Genomic DNA, 18,954 nt, shown 5'->3' on the forward strand with positions numbered 1-18,954 from the left:
GTTGTTGGTTGTTGGTTGTTGGTTGTTGGTTGTTAGTCAATAAGTTGCTTAGAAAATGAAAATTCATTTCTTACCAGATGATATAACAATTGAAGCTGAGGCGGGAGAGGCTTTGCTGGATGTAGCTGAACGCGCGGGAGTTTGCATTCCTACAGGTTGCTTAATGGGCTCCTGTCACGCTTGCGAGGTAGAAGTTGATGGCGGTAATATCATTTGTGCTTGCATCGCAGGAGTTCCCAGAGGACGCGAACAAATGACAGTAAATCTTAATTTCGATCCGACTTGGTAGTGGCTAATGGCTAATGGCTAATGGCTAATTGCTAATTGCTAATTGCTAATTGTAAGGAGGCTCACAGGTGGAATCATAGGATAAGAGAATATCAACCGTTCCGAATCGATTCTCCGTCCAAGATACTGCTACTCCATCTCCTAAACAATATTCATAAGTATGAAAACCTTCGTGACCTTGCATCGCTTGAGTACGGTCTTTCCAAATAGGAGGTGGGTAGCCAAAAACATACTCAAATACTTTTTTAATATCTACTTCACTGCTGTTATCCTCATCCCAAACAGGGTCAAAAGATATCCTCCGAGCTTTGCTGTTTTCAAAATATACGGAAAAATTTATATTTTTAGTATTCGGACTGCAAAAACGCTTAATAGCTGTTGAAGCATAAGTTATACTTCCATTAGTTAGCCCGGATATAGGAATTCCAAAGTAACTTTCTATGATTTCCGGGGTACGATCGAAGATAGGGCGCGGTGTTGCAGTACCTGCAATACTAACAGCTATATACTCCGGTGCAACGGCATAAATTCTTAAGACCCGACACAATAAAGCAGCTACTTCGCCTCTGGTAGCGTTTTGATTTGGTCTGAGCATTCTGACATTAGGATAGTTGACAACAATCGCTCTTTGAGTTGCTGCTGCCATCACATTTTTAGCATAATTAGGAATTTCAGCCACATCGTCAAAGACATTTTTTAAAGTTACTTCTGGCGATTTAGGAATTGGTAAATTGAGCGCTGATGCAATTACTGTAATAGCTTCCACGCGCAAAATAGGCTGTTCTGGCCGAAAAGTTCCATCGGGATAACCACTAAAAAATCTCTTTTTAGAAACTGTTTGAATGAATTTCCACGCCCAGTGATTCTTAGGAACATCCTTAAATGTCACTGCTTTCTGCACTTCTGGAGAATTGCCAAAAGCACCAACCATCAAGGAGGCAAATTCGGCACGGGTGAGGGGCGCTGCTGGGCGAAAAGTACCGTCACTATAGCCTTTAACGAGCGATCGTTCCGCCAATTGGAGTATACATTCTTTCGCCCAATGATTTTGAATATCTGAAAACATACTCTGTGCCTTTGTGTCCTGTGTAGTTCGCCCAAAAAATATAAATTTCCAGAGAAATAAGTCGTCTTTTACCTCTGCAACTCCTGCTGCTTTTTCTTAGCAAATTGTAGCAGTTTTTGAGCTTCTAAATATGTAGTTGTCCCAGGTTTTATATTTTCCAACTTGTTAATTATTTCGCGCAGTTTACCAACTAAGTTACCGCGATCTGGACTCTCAGAAAGAGCTAAATTTTGCCAATCTGCAATCGCTGATTTTGCCTCATTTAAAGCCTCTGCCGATTGTTCCTCAATTTTCAGCCTTAACTGTGCAGTCCCCAAATTTGTTTTATATTGAGCTAATTTATTTTGAGCATCAAGATAACCGGGATTATCGGAACTCACTTGCTCAAGTCGCTGGATAGATTCTTGCCATAAATCTGCTATTTGTTCCCATTTTTCGGCAGAATGCGGAGGATTTTGAGAAGCAACTGCGGCTGACATCCCAAATTCTTTTGCTGCTTCAATTAAATTATCAGTAAGTTGACTTCCAGTAGCGACACCACCAACTTCTTGAAAGTCTCTTTTAGCAGCTTGCAGTTTTTTCCCGGCCATTTCTCCCGCCAAAGTTTCGTTAGGAATTTCATCCAACTGATCGATGGCACTTTGCCAAGCTGCACTAGCTTTTTGCCGATCTGGGGCCGTTTTTGCTTGCTGATATTGTTGTTTGGCTGTATTAAGTTCTTGTTCTGTTTTAGTTAGCTGAGTTAGGGCATTTTTCTGCTGGAAAATTTGGGCTTCCATGCGCCCTATATTTTTGCGTGCGGCTTCAAATTCATCGAAGGTAAATCGCCAAGTACAACCAAAAAAAGTACAGTAGGCTCTAGGATAATATCCTAAAAACCAAACTGGTAAAGCGTCGAGATGCTTTTGTGCTTCTTTAGCTTTAATTTCCCCTAAATCGAAATCTGCACTAGCGGTAGCTTTATTAACAAGTTGATCTGCTTGTTCGACTTTCGCGATCGCTTGCCGATAGTTGTAATCCATGCTAATGTAGCTAGGTAACAATAATATCGGTGCTGTTTTCGCTACTGGCCATCTAATCATCGGAAAAGGCAGATTGAGTACGGAAATAAAACCTGCCGCCCCAATTACAAAAGTACCGACCCAAGCTATTTTAGTTAATATCCCCGCTGGACGATTGGCTTTGGCTGCTGCATCGATCGCCTTCTTGCTAAAATTAGGAAATATATCTTTCACTGTCTCGCGTAATTCTTCCGCCGAAGCAAAGTTGCCTGATTGCGATCGCAGTTTCTCTAACCGCTTCATCACAATCTGCTGCTGCACTTGACCCCCGAAACTTTCAGCGGCGGCACATCGATCAACTTCTGCCCGTAGGATATCAAAAGCACGATTGGTAAGACGACCCATACATATTACCGATGATGTGGCTCTATCATACACCAGATCGGACTGCTGCTCTTATCAAATTATTTAGTTCCTCTGGTGCGAGATAAAAATCTTTACATGGCAAATCTTTAGCTTAATCTCAAGCGAAAAGAAGTAAACCATTAATCATTAACAATTAACTTCTCCTTAATTCCCCAGAAACAACAGTGAAACGCCAAGTTAAAGTGACAGAAGTAACAGCTAGTCCCAATACTAAACCTAACCACAAACCCACACCGCCCCAATTCAGTTGGATTCCGAGTAGATAACCGCTGAATAATCCTACGCACCAGTAGGAAAAAAAGCCGATCAACATCGGCACTTTTGTATCTTTCAAACCCCGTAAAGCACCAGCAGCAATTACTTGCATTCCATCAAAAATTTGAAACATTGCTGCAACTCCTAATAAAGAAATGGCAGTTTTAACTACACTCAAGTTTTCAGGATTATTGGTATCAATATACATGGCAACAATTTTATCGGGAATAGTCCAGAAAAGTAGCGCCGTGCAAGTCATAAAACAAACCCCGATGCCAATACCTACATATCCCGAAAGTCTAGCACCCTCAGCATCGTTGCGCCCTACCATTTGCCCAACTCTAATCGTCGTTGCATAGGAAATACCTACGGGAACCATAAAGGTAATTGCTGCTGTCTGTAAAGCAATTTGATGAGCAGCTAAAGTAACCGTTCCCAAATATCCCATCAATAAAGTGGTGATTGCAAACAATCCAGTTTCTACTGTAAATAGTATACCAATTGGCCATCCCGTGCGAACAAGTTCCCGAAATAATTTGAGATCGAACTTAAACAAGGAACGAAAAATTTGGTAACTTCTTAACTTCGGATTTATGAAAATAAAACTAATCGCTGCTGCGAATGTCACCCAAAAAGAAATCGTACTAGCCCAACCAATTCCCGCTAATCCGAGAGCAGGAAAACCCAATTTACCAAACATCAGTATATAATTGCCCACTACATTTAGCAATACGCCGCTGACTGTAATAAGCATCACAGAATTGGGTTGATTCAGTGCGGAAACAACATTTTTCAATACTGCAAATCCCATCGCTGCCGGAAATCCCCAAATAATAGCTCGGAGATATGTTTCTGCTAAAATAACATTGCTCGGTTCTTGACCCATAAGCATCAGGATAGGGCCAGAGTACCAAAGTAAGATCATTACTGGTATAGAAAGGGCTGTTGATAGCCAAATTCCTTGACAAGCAAGACGACTTACTCGGTCAATTTTTCCGCTACCAAAAGCTACGGCTGCGAGTGCTCCCACAACTGAAATTATGCCTGTAGTAATTAACAAAAAAGTAGAAAAAGAAATTGCACCCAAGGCTCCAGCGGCTAGGGTTTGAGTTCCCAGCCAACCCATCATCAGGGTATCAAAAAAATTGGTGGCTGCTTGGGCGAGTTGGGCGGCGGCTAAGGGAATTGCTAAGTGTAGACAGGCTTTGACTTCTGATAAAATATCGGATTTTAGTAGGGAGCGATTCATTTAAAATAATGACAAGACGAAGAGGAAATAATATAGAGTTTAGATTAAATAATTAATTAGATTTACACATCACCCAACCGGATGAACTTGTAAGATGAATTTTACGGATTTTAATCAAAAAATATTTGAGGCGGGAAAGATGCGATCGCGCACTTAAGCAAATCCACCTAATTAAACATAAGATAAGGATGGCTAAAAAGCTGACTGTATAAACATTCTTCCTTCTCTCCTAGATAACTAAATCCCTCTTCCTTCTTCCTTCTTCCTTCTTCCTTCTTCCTTCTTCCTTCTACTTACAAGGTTGCTTCTCAAAATGAGGAGATCGATTCTTTTCTCTTGTGTCTGCTGTTTTCTACTTAATCGCTTAGGCTGCTGCGGAGAGTTCGTTAACCATTTTCACACGACCTTTGATTACCGATCGCAGTAAGCGGTTAGCAGCACTTCTGTCATCATCATTTAGGGACTCGTCAAAAGCTGCTGCCATTAAACCGTAGCGATCGGCTAAAGTGAGAACGCCTGTATCGCTTACACAAGCAAGCATTTCAGCGATGGCACCGGGGAGAAGTTGGACTGGAGGCATGGGTTTTTTCCTGAACTCTACTCTTTTATAATCTCCTGTTTCCCAGAAGTACAACGTGATTCTTAGGGTGGAGAAAGCGTGATGTTTTGGGTAAAAATGCGCGATCGCAACCGCTTTAAACCTGTGAGAAGATACCCTCAGAGCTTGTGAGTCGAGTCACAATCAATAATTGGTAATGGCTAATGGCTAATTGCTAATGGAAGACAGGCTAATGGCTAATGGCTAATTACCCATCTCCCCTATCTTCCTCTATCTTCCCCATCTTCCCCATCTTCCCCATCTCCCCTCTCTTCCTCTTTCCCTAATCCCTATCTCCCCCATCCTATCTTCCCCATCTGACTAGGAAATTGGCCCGGAAGAAGTTGCATTCCCGTTTGCCAAATCCTCCTGCGGTTTACTTTTTAAGTGTTGCTGGCTAATCCCCAAACTAACTTGCTTCATCAGCCAATATAAGCAGGTAATCACTAGAAAGGTTACAACCATCACCAAAACAGGACGCTTGCCGATGAGATCGTTCATGACGGTGTTAACAAGCTCGTCGGGGTTAGTGATGATGTCCCAACTGTTGAAACGTATAAATCGTCCTAGATAAATGCCAATAGCACAAAGACCGTGTACGATTAACTCGGCGACTAAGATGAATTGACCCAAACCCTGTTGCTTCAAGTAATAACCTAAGTTAATCACAGATAAGACATAGGCTTCAAAACCTACGACCATAAATAGTAGATATTGGGGAATTAAGGCAAGGGTAATAACCCAAACTGAGTACCCCCAGCGAATTTGGTCGATCAGGTGAATGATATCTGTTAAAACGTAGGGTGCATTTGGTAGGAAGGCGATGAAGGCGAGAAAACCACCCCACCAGCGGAGAGAGCGAGCTCCGCGCTGTCGTAAGACCCAGATATCCAGAGCCATCAGTAGCACCGTGATGACGATCGCGCCAAGTACGTAAGTTTTGCCGAGATCTCGGATCAGGTGAACTCCATAGGCCACAACATGGCGGGTATTGGGCAAGAAAGTTGCCCCTAAGAGGAATGCTGTACCCCACAGCAGAAAGCGCGATCGCGGTCGGTAAAATAGTAAAAAACTCACGGCTAAGGGTACTAATGCTAGAAACAAATTCCAAGACATCCAGCGTCCATTGTGTGCCATTGCCCGCCAGGACTCAGCGATCAAAGCAATCAGTTCATATTTCATAGCTTTTTCACGGAACGATCTACTCTTGTGGGATAGTTACAGATTGATGCAGCATCATATCGCTAAAGGGTTATTTCGATTTTAGATTGGATAAAATAGGGTTAAGATTGGGTCAACAGCGTTCCAACTTAAGCACTGATAGAGTTTCAGCTTTTTTAGGACTTACGCTCAGGGCTCCAGAAACCGGGTTTTTGAGAGAATATGTGGGTCACGCAGAAGGCAGGAGGTAGAAGGCTCTTATGTAGGAGGCAGGTAGAACGAAGTATTTTCGTAAAAAAACTGCTGGTTGAGCGAAGCCGAAACCCGGTTTATGAGGTTGGGTGCGTAAATCCTGTTTTTCTCAGCTTGATTTAGCGGCAGTCAATCTGCTAATTTTTAATTTTTAATTTTTAATTTTCAATTCATTACGGGTTTTGCCGAATTGGAATCTCAATTATAAAGGTTGTTCCTTGACCGACTTCTGAAACACAATCTAGTTTACCTTTATGTTGTTCTACCACAATTTGGTAGCTAATTGACAGTCCTAAGCCAGTACCTTTGCCGACTGCTTTTGTTGTAAAAAATGGGTTAAAAATTTGAGCTTTTACTGCTTCCGGCATTCCTGAACCGTTGTCGGTAATTTGAACGATCGCTGTTTCGCGATCGCTAACTTTAGTACAGATGTCAATCCGACCCAAATTAGCTTTTATTTGCTCAACAGATTGCCCTTTAAATCTCTGCTCAATCGCATCGATCGCATTGGCGATTACATTCATAAAAACTTGATTTAGCTGACCAGCATAGCACTCCACCAGTGGCAGAGCGCCAAACTGTTTGACTAACTGAATCTCAGGATAGTTATTTTTCCCTTTAAAACGGTTCTGTAAAATCAACAATGTACTCTCAATGCCTTCATGAATGTCAACCTGCTTCATGTCAGATTCATCTAACCGCGAAAAGTTTCGCAGAGATAAGACAATCGAGCGGATGCGCTCAGTTCCGACTTTCATTGATGATAAAATTTTGGCTAAATCTTCATTTAGAAATTCTAACTCAATCTCTTCAATTCGATCTACGATTTCGCCGCTGGGTTGGGGATATTTCTGCTGATATAATTCTAGCAGACCGAGTAATTCTTGAACGTAATCATTGACATAGGTGATGTTACCATGTATAAAATTGACAGGGTTATTAATTTCGTGAGCAATACCTGCAATTAATTGCCCCAACGAAGACATTTTTTCAGTTTGAATCAATTGAGCTTGAGTAGAGCGCAATTGCACAAGGGTCTTTTCAAGTTGTTGCGATTTTTCTCGTTCTCGCATTTCACTTTGTCGTAATGCTTCTTCCGCTTGTTTGCGATCGCTAATATCGGTATGGGAACCAACCACTCGCACGGGTTTTCCCTCTTCATCCCATAGTGCTTTCCCTCGACCTAGAATCCATTTGTAGCTTCCATCTTTGCACCGATGGCGATGCTCTGTGACGTAATAGGGGGTTTTCTGATTGAGGTGATCTTGCATAGCGTCCATCACCAAATTAAGATCGTCTGGATGCACAATGGCCGTCCATTCATCTAGCTGATTTCCGATTTCATGGTCTTCATATCCTACTATTTCTTTAGACCGGGCAGATGTAAATAGTTCATTAGTTTTGATATTCCAATCCCAGATACCATCACTGTTGCCTTTAAGCGCTAACTGCCAGCGTTCTTCACTTTGACGCAAGGCTTCCTCAGCTTGTTTCCGATCGCTAATATCAGTAATTAAACCATGCCAGATACTATCTCCATTGCCTAAATCTTCAGGCTGAGAAATGGATTGAATCCATTTGATCTTGCCTGACAGTAGAACAAATCGGCCTTCCCAATCCCAAGGTTGTAGAGTTTGAGCGGCACGAGCAACTAATTGCTCGTAATACTCCCGCTCATCAGGGTGGATTAGATCGTGTATTAAAGTTATATTTTGTTTAACCGTTTCTGGCTCTAACTCAAAGATTTCACGGCAAGCAGGACTTATATAAGGATAGCTCGCAGAACCATCTGCACGCAACAGAAATTGGTAAAGCATTCCCGGCACATTAGCTGAAAGATGTTGAAATTTTGCCTCGCTTTCCCGCAATGCTTCTTCAGCAAGTTTACGAGCTGTAATATCTGCAATTGAGCCAACCATTCGCACTGGTAGTCCCTCTTCATTTCGCAGTGCTTTGGCTCTACCCAAAATCCATTTGTAGCTGTCATCTTTGCAGCGAATACGATACTCGGCAATGAAATAGGGAGTTTTTCCCTCTAGGTTATCTTGGCCTGCATTTATCACCCTGTCAAGATCGTCTGGATGTAGGAGGCTATACCAAGCATTTAAGTCATTTTCTATTTCCCACTCTTCAAACCCTAACATTTCCTTGCAACGAGAAGACATGAATAGTTCATTATTTCTTGGATTCCAATCCCAGATTCCATCATTAGTACCCTTGAGAGCTAATTGCCAACGTTCTTCGCTCTTTCTTAATTCTTCCTCAGCTTGTTCTCTCTCTGCAATCTGTGTCTGCAATTGCTTCAACACTTGCTTTAAATTTGCTGTTCGCTTTTCAACTCGATTTTCTAGTTCTTCGTTGGCTCTTTGGAGGGCGATTTCTGCCTGTTTGCGTTCAGTAATATCTCGCGAAATCCCAATCACTCCGAGTGCATTTCCTTCCGAGTCACGGTATACGCTTTTCGTAGTGAGAAAACTCCGTATTTCACCCCTGAGTGCAAAATCTTGTGAATAAGTAAGCGATTTTCCAGTAGCAATAATTTGGCGATCTATTTCTAGGAACTCCTGAGCAATTTCCGGCGATAATAACTCCGAATCGCTGTTACCGATAACTTCTTCTGGCTGTCTGTCAAAAGCCTCGATCGTGGCACTGTTAGCGAGTACATAGCGTCCCTGAAGATCGCGGACATAAATTGGATCTGGAATACTTTCAATGACTGCTTGCAAGAGAGTGTAACTTTCTTTTTGGGCTTTTTCTGCTTGTTTGCGACGGCTAATATCATTACCAATAGCTAGGATTTCTTTAAAGCATCCGTTGTCATCCACAAGCGCTTTATTTCGCCACGAAACCCAGACTAACTCTCCATTTTTGCGGATATTTTCGTGTTCGTTGCAAATATATTTTTCTGGGTGTTGTAAGATATCTTCACCCATTGCTGCCAGGTCATTTCCAGAGGAATCTGTATGAGGAATAATTGTTCCTATTGCATTTTTGCCGATAATTTCTTCCTCCGAGTATCCAAAGAATCTTTGGGAAAATTCGTTAAAAAAGGTAATTTTACCAACGGCATCTACTTTGACAATAATGCTATTAGCATTTTCCACCAGTTCGCGATATTTAACTTCGCTTTCTCGAAGTTTTCCGGTTGTCTCTTGTACAATTTCTCGTAATTTTATGGGTTCGCGCGTCCATTTAAACACTAAAAGTCCTGTCAATACTGCTACTAACGCGCTGCCAATTCGTACCCACAAAGCTTTAGCTTTTGGAATCTCTGGGTGGACGTAGATTTGAGCGACTAAATTCTGGGCGACAAATCGCTGCGAGTTTAAATTACCTTTGAAATTTACCGGAACTATACTTAAATCTTTTACCGTATCAACGCGGTTTTTCTGCTGCAATTGCTCTTGTTCTGAGCAATCTAGCAACCAGATACTTGACCCAATCACTGCTACTGCTGAAAGTGCTGCTAAGTAAGGGGCGAATCGGAATTTCATAAGCTGAGTTTTAGCTAATGGTTTCCAGTAGAACTAGATTTATTGTGAAAATGAGATTTTGCTGTGGAACTTTGATATCTTATTTATGGGGTTCTAGCACTTATGCAAGCAGTGTATTGTGATCTCAGTCTGGCTTTCGATTTAAATATATACAGGTTAAACTGGAGTTAGTAATTCTTAATTTTTTTCAAGAGAGTGAATCAGAGCGTGGAAAATTTAATGCAAGAGCATTTGGCGGAGGCGATCGCATCCTTTAGCGATCGCGTGGATTATCTCGAAATTCGCACTGAACAGAGCGAGTCAACGGCAATTAGTTTTCGCGGCCCGCAGTTGGATGGCGTTAACCGCAGTTTTTCCCTCGCTGGCGGCATCCGCGCCTGTCATAAGGGGGGATGGAGTTTTGTGACTTTCAATGGCTTAGCTGAGTTAAAAAACCGCATTGAGGAAGCTATTTCTCAAGCTCATTTAGTGGGTACAGAAACTACTAAGTTGGCAGAAGTTACCCCCATTCAAGATTATGTTGCTGTGGAATTTGGTCGCGATCCGCGCACTGTATCTCTGGAAGAAAAGCGCTCTTTGATGCAGAATTATAATCAAATCTTGCTGGATTTTGACCCGCGAATTCAGACGACGATGATAGGTTACAGCGATCGCTTTGGGATTACTTATTTTGTCAATTCTCAAGGTACTTCTATCGCTCAAGAACGCTTGGATGTGACGGGGCGTTTTGGCGCGATCGCGCGGGGAGAAGATGGTGTCGTCCGCCAAGGTTTTGAGTCGATCCACTCGCGCTCGGATTACAATGTTCTGGCGAATGTTGAAGACCAAGTGAAATCCGCCGCACTCAGAGCTGTTAAGCAGTTGGAGGCAAAACCGGTTAAGGGCGGTCAATACACTGTAATTTTAGATCCCTACCTTTCCGGCGTGTTTATTCACGAAGCTTTCGGTCATTTGTCGGAAGCTGACGGTATTTACGAAAATCCTAGAATGCAGGAGTTACTAACTCTGGGAAAACCGTTAGCAATTGCACAGTTAAATGTGGTTGATGATGCAACTTTGCCGGGACTTCCCGGAACTCTAAAATACGATGATGAAGGTGTACCAGCACAGTGCAAGTATTTAATTAAAGATGGAGTTTTGACGACAAGAATGCACAATCGCGAAACTGCCGGCAAAATGGGTGAAGTACCAACGGGAAATGCTCGTGCTTTGAGTGCAGGTTATCCCCCAATTGTGAGAATGACGAATACTGCGATCGCATCAGGCGAACATTCTTTAGAAGAGATGCTTGCTGATATTGAGGAAGGCGTTTATGCAGTGCGGATGTTAGGCGGACAAACCAATGGGGAAATGTTTACCTTCGCGGCGGCGGAAGGTTATATGATCCGTAATGGTCGTTTGGCTGAACCTGTAAGCGATGTGACGCTGACGGGAAATGTGTTTCAGACGTTAAAAGATATTGAGGCGATCGGTAATGACTCGGTTTATGCTTACGGCGGTTGCGGGAAAGGTGGTCAAGGTGGCTTACCCGTGAGTGTCGGCGGCCCCCATTTGCGGATTAAAAATGTCGTCGTCGGGGGACGTTAGGGATCTCTTGAGCGGGGAAACGGGAGATTTTCGAGTTAAGGGTTAACGGTTAACCGTTAACCCTTAACCGTTAACAAAAAAGCCCGGTTTCTTGAGGAAACCGGGTTTTGTTTAAACCAACTAAGAGAGGAGAGAACACTGAACAACAAGAAGTTAGGGGCATTACGTAGCCTGTAGACAACTCTTTGATGATTAAGCAAAGGCAATCTCTTGTTGTGGCTGCCTTAAAGCTTTCTCATTTCATCTTCTAGGATGCGGATTAAATTTTCATCACCGTTAGCTTTGGCTACGTCTAAGCGATGCAGCAGTCTCTTGTGGAGGTTTGCACGGTGGGTTTCAGCTACCTTTGTCAAGTTTCTTTGGCCAATTCTGTTCATGGTGAACATTCCCTTCGTCTCATTTGTGTATTCTTATATTCCTAATATAACGTGGTGATGTGAAAAGTGCATAGCAGATTTACCAAAACTTCATACTCTGGGTAAGTTATTGACTTTTTAGCTCGATTCGGCTATCTTTATACGCAACTCTTCATTAGCAGTTTCAGCAATTAATGAGTAACAGAAACAGGACTTACTGCGATCGCGTGTAAGTCCTAAGTAATTGACAAAAATTTACCCAAATCTATCTAAATCACTTATCTAAAGGTAAACTAGGAGCGGCTGGAGGTACAACTCGACGGTGAACGGTTGCTTTATGGCTTTCCCGTAAAGTTTGCATTTCCACTGCGATCGCCTCAAATTCTACTTCTAAACTTCCGAATGCAATTTCTAACTCCGCGATCGCCTCAATATTCCCTAACCCATTCGGCGAAAACTCCGCGATCCAACGCGGCCCATCTAAAATTACGTAACTTTGGCGATCGTAAACCCAGATTTTCACATAAATCCGAGGCATCAGCTCCGGTAAACGAACGCGGACTTTAATTAATCTTCCAGCGACAATTTCCTTACTAAGTACGTCCAAAACTGGAGTCGGCACCGGCTCCTCTTCGGGTAAAATATAAGGGATACGCTGAGTTTGCTCCTGTTGTCGATCGCTCTCCACCTCTACTTTCGCCTTTTTCGCCTGTCGCGGCGGTAGGGGATCGTCAAATACGACAAACTCTCTTGCTACCCAGTCAGGTTTACCCGGAGTTGGGGGATTAGTTTCGCGATCGCCACCCTTAATTTCTTCGTCCTCTGGGATTGATTTTCCCTCCCCTCCATCCGCACTCAAAATCTCTCCCGAACCCTCTTCCCCCTTTATATCCAGGCTTTCCGGCGAGGGTGGCATACTTGCCTTCAACCATTCCGAAAATTCAGTATCATTCGCTAAAGAGCTCAGTCGCGTCAAAAACCGATCTTGCAGTTTTAAACTTCTAAATCCCTGTTCTACCGCAGGTAGAGAATCGGCTAACTTTGGTTCTGACATCATTAAACCACTGTCTGATTCCCGATCTCCATCCTGTTCTGAATTAGCAGACGCTTCAGAAGTAATACTAGGGTTAGGATTGCCATTTTTTCCCTCTGACTCCCCCGCCAGCGATGTTATTAACAGATCGCTGAAAGTAGGAGTCGATTTGAACAGAGGTACTACCTTTGATTCCTCAGTTTTTGACTTTTTCTCTACATTAGCTTCCTCAGTTTTTGACTTTTTCTCTAAATTTGCCGCTAATTCTAATAGAGGGGCAATTTCTGAGGAAACAATTTTACCGCTACCATCGCTAAGTCCATGACCAAACGCAGGTAAATCTAAAGATTGGTTGGCAGTAATTGCACCTGGGCGAGTTGTAATTTGAGGAGGGAGTTGTCCTCGTGGTGAAAGGGGAAATTCCGAAGGCGTAGCTTCTTTCAGAGTTTCTGTCAGATTACTAAAAGATTGATTTAGGCTGACTTCATCCTGCTTTGCTAATGTTTCGGGAGTAGTTGCTTGATGATTTTCTTCACTAAAATTTTGTACAATTACCTCCAGTAAATTTTCCAAACCTGCCGTAATCGTAAAAGATTCCGTCGCTAATGGCGTAGTACCGTCCAACAACACTGCTTCTCCCAACATTAAACGGGTTTTGCACTCAGAAGGTAGGTAAATCACGCAGGCAAAAATACAGGGAGAAAGCTGCTGGGGCAAAGGTTGTCTAGTATCGACTAAAACTTTGGCAGTTTGGGGATCGCGAAGGCAAATTTGTACTTCTAATTTCGCGATCGCTCTTTGCAATCGTTCTGCTTGAATTTCAGCAGTGAGAGTTTTGCTGTTAGATAATTCCGAGTTTTCTACAATCTCAACTTGCCCATAAATAATCAAAGGTTGACCTAATTGAGCCACATAGCTTTGCTTTTCTAAGGTCAACCGCAGGTCAAATTCCGATAAGGACAAATTATCCAATGCAGAATTTGCTGGTGAAACTGATAGTTTCTTGGCTGTAGATTGTAACTCCTCTAGTTTTAGCTTTGTTTGAGCAGTAACAGGTTTTGGAGAAGTCCTTTCAGCATTATCAACAGAAGTTTCTACCTGTATAGCCTCGATTTTTTCTGATGCGGCGGGGTTAGACGGTTCTACTTCCTGGGTATTGGCGATATCTTCGGCTGACTTCGCGATCGCGGATGCTGAGGGTTGAGAAATTGGGGTTTGTTCCTCTGGTTGAGAAACTGCGATCGTCGATGTAGAACCCTCATTAGTGGGGCTAAAAGACTCTTCTAACTCTAAATCCTCTTCAGTCGGCAAAACTTGCAACTGAACCGTATGCTGGCTAGTTTGCCCTGAATCTGCGTCTAAATTTGCCAAACAGCAGAGTTCCCAAATCCCAGGTTTCAGGCTAGTGTAGGGAATGACAACCATCAACCCTTCCGGGTTAGTCCGAGTCGAACGCTTCTGGACTCGTCGCTGGGGGGGTACTTCATCCGTAAGTTGATGAGTAATGCGAACTTCGATCTCCGCATTGACAAGCAGAGAACGGGCTACAACGCGGTAGCGGCCTTCTAGAATTTCCACATCGGGCGATTCCAGAGGCAACCAGGCGCGATCGCCTTCCTTCTGTAGCAGAAATTCCCAGTTTTCCATGAGTGGCTACAGCACACGAAACAGCTAGTATCATCCAGAATACCATGTTTGGTAGCACTTTGTAATTAAAAATTAAAAATTAAAAATTAAAACTGTCTGTGATTACCAGTTAAGCTGTGCTAGGTTACTTGATGAAGGCGCGATCTCCGATCTTGTAGGATGAAAATTAGTTTTTGTTTCGATATTTTGAATAGCGGTCATCAACTGATAACGATTGGCTTCAGTAGAGAGCAAATACTCTGTCGCATCTTGTGAAATAGATTGGCTAGTATTCGTCTCAACACCATCTTGTTCAACTAAAACAATCACTTCAACAACAATTCCTTCTGCTAACTCAGACGTTTGAATTTCAATTTTGCCATTCTTGCCAACGACCACTTGCTGTTTAATGCCATTTAACACGATCAAACCCTCATGGTGCTAGATATCACATTACTTTTAGATTAGCACGAGATTAATATATAAGTAGTTGGACATCACTAAACGCTTATATAACTTGTAGGGTGGGCGCTCTCCGAAACCATATTAGCTACTCGTGACAAGATTTTTGCGGTGAGCGCCCACCTTACGCTTATTGTTTGTAACGCCGCCCTCTAATTGGTATCTTTACCATCCAGAGGGCGGCGTTAGGTAAGATAACAACCAACAACCAACAACTAACAACTAACAATTACCAAGGACTTCCAATCATACTAAAAGCCGCCCAATAGTAAGGATGAGATAGATTTTCGTTCCCAATTTCTGCAAACTCAGGCGGTAAAATCACCCCACCTCTAGAACTTTGTAACTGACCATTTTCCAAACGCACTTTACCCTGAATCATCGCAATTTGAGCCTGCCGCAACGCCTCAGCCTTAATAGGTGCAGTCCGCAACTGATGGTAAAATTCGCTCATCAAGGCTAAAGTCCCGGCATCGCTAACATACCAAACACTAGCTAAAGCCGATTTCACACCCGCCTGTACCGCTAAACCCGCAAATCCTAACTCCACATCCTTATCACCTAAAGCAGTGCGACAAGCACTCAAAACTAACAGTTCCACAGGCGGATTATTCCAACCCAACTGCCTCATTTGATCTAAACGTAAGGGAGTATCCCAAAACTGAATATAGGAATTATTAGGAGTTCCCGCCTTAAACTCTGCATGGGTTGCTAAATGAATAATACCAAAACGTTGCCGCAACCGCTCCGACTGTAAATTAACTAAAGTAAAATCTTCATTGAGAAAAGATTCACCCGGCCACAATTGAGCAATTGTCTTTAATTCTAATGGTACAGCCGGTAAAGGTTGTTGATCGGAAAAATTAGAAAAATCTGATGCCCCCATTGCTAAAACTTTCGAGCTTTTGAGGTCAGCATACTTAGATTCTGTAAATTTGAAAGCAGGAATGCGAGCTATACTGTACTTTTCTGTGAGAAAACGAGTGCCGTCATGCAAAGCTGACAGAGGTAAAGTACGCAGTCCACTACCAACACAAAAAAGTAATGTATCAATCTTTTGAGCTTGTAAATTTAATTCCAGAGGTGCAATTATCCACTCGTAAAGTTGCTGAGCAGTGCTTAAATAGCTAGTAGTATTGATTTTCCTCGGATTAGTAATTTGAGAAATAAAGTCTTTAACAACTGGAAGCAAAGCCTCGCGTTTAGCTGCGGGTACACTTTGGCGGAAGGGAGGGCGATCGGGAGTGAGTAATAGTAATTCCAGTTGATCTGCGCGGGGGAGAATATAGATTAGAGCGGGCTTTTTCTTAGTTTGAACAGCGAGACGAGAAAGAGTTTGTGCTATTTGGTCAGCAGTCTGTGGCTGAGTTGAGAAATTTTCTTTAAAATATGACTGATATTGATTTTCCCAATCTTGCTCGATGCGGTCTACAGCCTCAGCATAGTTTCCTGCATCCAGAAGATTTCTCATTGTCGGATATTCAAGCACATCTGTGCTACTGTTTTGAGCAAAAGTCAGGGGAATACTTAAGCTCAACAAAAAGCTCAACAAGAACAAATTAAGGAGTAAAAAGTAGAAAAGTTTGATTTTACGCATAGATATAAAATAAATCCAAATTTTTTTCAATGATACTGCTATTTTCATAGGATTGAAGCCCAGATCGGGGAAGGGAAAAATACATTTCTATTTAAAAATAGCTCTCCAGCTTATTTTTAACCAGAATTTTCGCATAACTACTCTTCGATCTAACAGGAAAGGCGAGTTGAGCTGACATAAGCAATCTCAACAGCATAAATCCTTGATAAAAGACTTCCGCACTGTAACTAACCTCTATACAATAGTTCACATAGCTTTTATTAGTCGTCGATCGCTGGACAAGTGTTTCCCTAATTTCAAATTTAAACTCTCAAATCGATTATGACGCTGCCTTCTAACCCGGAGACACCCGAACAGGGTTCGGACAATAACTTCTCACCCGCCACCCCAGAAAATCTAAGTATTGCAACGACTACTGACGTTGCGATCGAACCTCGCAACCTAGAAGGGGAATATCTCGACGAACTCCCTGATGAGGTAGAGATGTCGCTATTTGACCATTTGGAGGAATTGCGACAGCGAATCTTTTATTCGGTGCTTGCTGTTGCTGGGGGTATGATCGGTTGTTTTCTGACCATTAAACCGATCGTACAACTACTAGAAATCCCGGCAAATGGCGTGAAATTTCTACAATTAGCTCCGGGAGAATTTTTCTTTGTCTCGCTGAAAGTAGCTGGTTACAGCGGTTTATTGGTTGCTAGCCCCTTCATACTCTACCAGATAGCAATGTTTGTCTTACCAGGCTTGACTCGCCGCGAGCGGAGGTTGATGGGGCCTGTTTTCTTGGGGTCTAGTGTTTTATTTATAGGTGGATTGGTTTTTTCTTACTTGCTGTTAATTCCCGCTGCGTTAAATTTCTTTGTTAACTATGGGGAGGGTGTGGTCGAGCAGTTGTGGTCAATTGACAAATATTTTGAATTTGTACTACTGCTCATGTTCAGCACTGGTTTAGCTTTTGAAATCCCGATAGTTCAAGTGATATTGGGTATTTTAGGGATTGTTTCTTCGGGACAAATGCTTTCAGGTTGGCGATACGTGATTCTAGGTGCTGCTGTTTTAGGAGCAGTTTTAACACCTTCTACTGACCCTCTAACTCAAACTCTTTTAGGGGGTGCTGTTCTTTGCCTTTACTTTGGGGGAATCGGTTTGGTGAAGCTTTTAGGGCGATGAGTACAGGTATCCGTAACGCCGCTCTGGGGGGTATCATCTAAGAAGGTTGCTATAAATTGCTGAATTTTTTCATGAATTTGCGATCGATCCAATCTTTCCAGCGCCACAATAAGGGTGATTCCCACATCAGAGGGCCGCGAGATGCGATCGCACTTTTATTTCCAGTACCAATTAGTCCGAGATATTGTTTCTGTGGGACAAAGGCTTTCAGGGGTTTTTCTAATAATAATCGCTGCAAATTTTCAAATAGCGGCTTACCTTGGCGTACAGCAAATACTCCTGCTTTGGGACGCGGATGATTAACCATTGTAGCGATATCACCTGCGGCAAATATGTGAGGATGAGAAACCGATTGCAGATAGTCATTAACTTGAATAAACCCTTTGTAATCAGTAGATAAACCCGATGCTTTTATCCAATTAGGTGCTGAGGCTTGCGTCACCCAAAAAATGCGATCGCATTCCAATGTTAAACCTGATTCGCAGTGGATTTGGTAATTGGTAATTGGTAGCTGGTAATTGGTAATTGGTAATTGGTAATTGGTAATTGGTAAATTTAAGTTGTTTTTTTGTATTTCACATACTGTTTCACCTAAATGTAATTTAATATCCCGACTAATAAGAATTTCTTTAAGGCGGCGGCGTACTCGCTGGTTATGACCGATCGTCAGTTCTCGATCTCGATGGAATAAGTGAAATTTTACCACCGATTTGCTGACAGATTCAACAGATAAATTATCTATTTGCTTAGATATATTTTGCTTAGATATATTCTGGAAATTAATAGCATCAGTTGCTAACAAACGAGATTGCATATTTAAGGCTAGTTCTACACCGCCCGCACCGCCGCCAACTATGGCAATGCAAAGCGGTTTTTGATAATTTTGCCTCTCTTTTATTAACTGATTCCAGTTAGCTAAAAACTCTGGTACTGGTTTGGCGGGAATTGCATAAGCTGCTGCACCCGCTACTGAGAGAGTGTTTGGGGTACTGCCAATATCAATGGAAAGTAGGTTAAAATTTATAGGGGGATGATTGCTACATATTACTTGATTTTTGTCAAAGTCTAGGGCAATTGCTTTGTCAATAAAAATTTGGGCTTGGGCAAATTGAGAAAGCGATCGCAAATCGATATGGCATTCATCCTCATCGTAGAAGCCCGCGACGTGACCAGGAAGCATCCCCGAATAGGGAGTATGAGAGACATCACTAATCAGAGTTAGACGTACCCTTGGTAGCGGTTTAATGCCGAACATTTTCAGCACAATTACATGACTGTGACCACCGCCAATTAGCACTAAATCTTTAACTTTTGGGTCTGAAAGTTGGTGCAT

General features: G+C 42.5%; 14 protein-coding genes. 3 read left to right on the top strand and 11 right to left on the bottom strand.

Annotated features, from left to right (window positions below; translation table 11 throughout):
- The first annotated feature begins 55 nt into the window (after positions 1-55).
- Positions 56-289: a 2Fe-2S iron-sulfur cluster-binding protein gene (locus OSCI_RS16115; RefSeq protein ID WP_007356091.1), complete on the top strand. Its 234-nt coding sequence runs from the start codon at positions 56-58 to the stop codon at positions 287-289.
- 45 nt (positions 290-334) lie between these two features.
- On the opposite strand, the gene OSCI_RS16120 is transcribed toward OSCI_RS16115, so the two are convergent.
- The 6 genes from OSCI_RS16120 to OSCI_RS16145 all read right to left on the bottom strand — a co-directional run bounded on the left by OSCI_RS16120 (position 335) and on the right by OSCI_RS16145 (position 9,790).
- Positions 335-1,354 carry an S-layer homology domain-containing protein gene (locus OSCI_RS16120; RefSeq protein WP_007356092.1) on the bottom strand — a complete coding sequence of 340 codons (1,020 nt, stop codon included), beginning with the start codon at positions 1,352-1,354 and terminating at the stop codon, positions 335-337.
- Between the two features lie 68 nt (positions 1,355-1,422).
- Positions 1,423-2,760: a hypothetical protein gene (locus OSCI_RS16125; protein WP_007356093.1), complete on the bottom strand. Its 1,338-nt coding sequence runs from the start codon at positions 2,758-2,760 to the stop codon at positions 1,423-1,425.
- 154 nt (positions 2,761-2,914) lie between these two features.
- Entirely contained in the window at positions 2,915-4,285 is a 1,371-nt protein-coding gene (locus OSCI_RS16130; protein ID WP_007356094.1) for an MATE family efflux transporter, read from the bottom strand.
- Between the two features lie 364 nt (positions 4,286-4,649).
- A complete protein-coding gene (locus OSCI_RS16135) occupies positions 4,650-4,865 on the bottom strand; it encodes a hypothetical protein (protein ID WP_007356095.1) in 216 nt (71 codons plus the stop codon).
- A 339-nt stretch (positions 4,866-5,204) separates the two neighbouring features.
- Entirely contained in the window at positions 5,205-6,065 is an 861-nt protein-coding gene (locus tag OSCI_RS16140; RefSeq protein WP_007356096.1) for a DUF1361 domain-containing protein, read from the bottom strand.
- 404 nt (positions 6,066-6,469) lie between these two features.
- On the bottom strand, positions 6,470-9,790 hold the full coding sequence (locus OSCI_RS16145; protein ID WP_007356097.1) for a PAS domain S-box protein: 3,321 nt from the start codon (positions 9,788-9,790) through the stop codon (positions 6,470-6,472).
- Between the two features lie 219 nt (positions 9,791-10,009).
- On the opposite strand from OSCI_RS16145, the gene OSCI_RS16150 reads away from it, so the two are divergent.
- Entirely contained in the window at positions 10,010-11,377 is a 1,368-nt protein-coding gene (locus OSCI_RS16150; RefSeq protein WP_007356098.1) for a TldD/PmbA family protein, read from the top strand.
- Between the two features lie 224 nt (positions 11,378-11,601).
- Here the strand turns inward: OSCI_RS16150 and OSCI_RS30795 are convergent, their stop codons facing one another.
- The 4 genes from OSCI_RS30795 to OSCI_RS16165 all read right to left on the bottom strand — a co-directional run bounded on the left by OSCI_RS30795 (position 11,602) and on the right by OSCI_RS16165 (position 16,451).
- Positions 11,602-11,754 carry a hypothetical protein gene (locus OSCI_RS30795; RefSeq protein ID WP_007356099.1) on the bottom strand — a complete coding sequence of 51 codons (153 nt, stop codon included), beginning with the start codon at positions 11,752-11,754 and terminating at the stop codon, positions 11,602-11,604.
- A gap of 253 nt (positions 11,755-12,007) precedes the next feature.
- Positions 12,008-14,413: a hypothetical protein gene (locus tag OSCI_RS16155; protein WP_007356100.1), complete on the bottom strand. Its 2,406-nt coding sequence runs from the start codon at positions 14,411-14,413 to the stop codon at positions 12,008-12,010.
- Positions 14,414-14,515: 102 nt separating this feature from the next.
- Positions 14,516-14,815 (bottom strand): hypothetical protein, encoded by a 300-nt coding sequence (locus tag OSCI_RS16160; RefSeq protein ID WP_007356101.1) that lies wholly within the window; start codon positions 14,813-14,815, stop codon positions 14,516-14,518.
- Positions 14,816-15,083: 268 nt separating this feature from the next.
- Entirely contained in the window at positions 15,084-16,451 is a 1,368-nt protein-coding gene (locus OSCI_RS16165) for a CHAT domain-containing protein (RefSeq protein WP_019487402.1), read from the bottom strand.
- Between the two features lie 321 nt (positions 16,452-16,772).
- On the opposite strand from OSCI_RS16165, the gene tatC reads away from it, so the two are divergent.
- Positions 16,773-17,621, top strand: coding sequence for a twin-arginine translocase subunit TatC (gene tatC / locus OSCI_RS16170; RefSeq protein ID WP_007356103.1), 849 nt, complete (start codon positions 16,773-16,775; stop codon positions 17,619-17,621).
- 49 nt (positions 17,622-17,670) lie between these two features.
- Here the strand turns inward: tatC and OSCI_RS16175 are convergent.
- Positions 17,671-18,954 (bottom strand): FAD-dependent oxidoreductase (locus OSCI_RS16175; RefSeq protein WP_007356104.1); only part of this gene is annotated, 1,284 nt, incomplete at its 5' end.

Origin of the sequence: Kamptonema sp. PCC 6506, from assembly GCF_000180455.1 — a bacterium.
Taxonomy (GTDB): Bacteria; Cyanobacteriota; Cyanobacteriia; order Cyanobacteriales; family Microcoleaceae; genus Kamptonema; species Kamptonema formosum.